This is a genomic window from Streptomyces sp. AC627_RSS907, assembly GCF_019049165.1.
Map to the genome: position 1 here is coordinate 1822 of NZ_JAGMUE010000505.1, position 452 is coordinate 2273.

Below are 452 nucleotides of genomic sequence, written 5' to 3' on the forward strand. Positions count from 1 at the left end.
CATGTCATCCGGATTTACCTAGACAACGGGCTACACCCTTACCCCGGGACAACCACCGCCCGGGCTGGACTACCTTCCTGCGTCACCCCATCACTTACCTACTACCCCCTAGGGTCAGCGGCTCCACCACTCCCCTTTGCCCGAAGGCTCCAGGGCGGCTTCACGGCCTTAGCATCAGAAGATTCAGTATTGGGCGCTTCAAAGCGGGTACCGGAATATCAACCGGTTGTCCATCGACTACGCCTGTCGGCCTCGCCTTAGGTCCCGACTTACCCTGGGCAGATCAGCTTGACCCAGGAACCCTTAGTCAATCGGCGCACACGTTTCCCACGTGTGAATCGCTACTCATGCCTGCATTCTCACTCGTGAACCATCCACAACTCGCTTACGCGGCTGCTTCACCCGGCACACGACGCTCCCCTACCCAACCCAACAGGCGTTAGCCCTATATG

At 58.6% G+C, this 452-nt stretch carries 1 rRNA gene (running past both ends of the window); it reads right to left on the reverse strand.

Annotated elements, in window-relative coordinates:
• Positions 1-452: ribosomal RNA gene (locus KUM32_RS36720) — 23S ribosomal RNA — on the reverse strand (it extends past both window edges: 1387 nt to the left, 1446 nt to the right).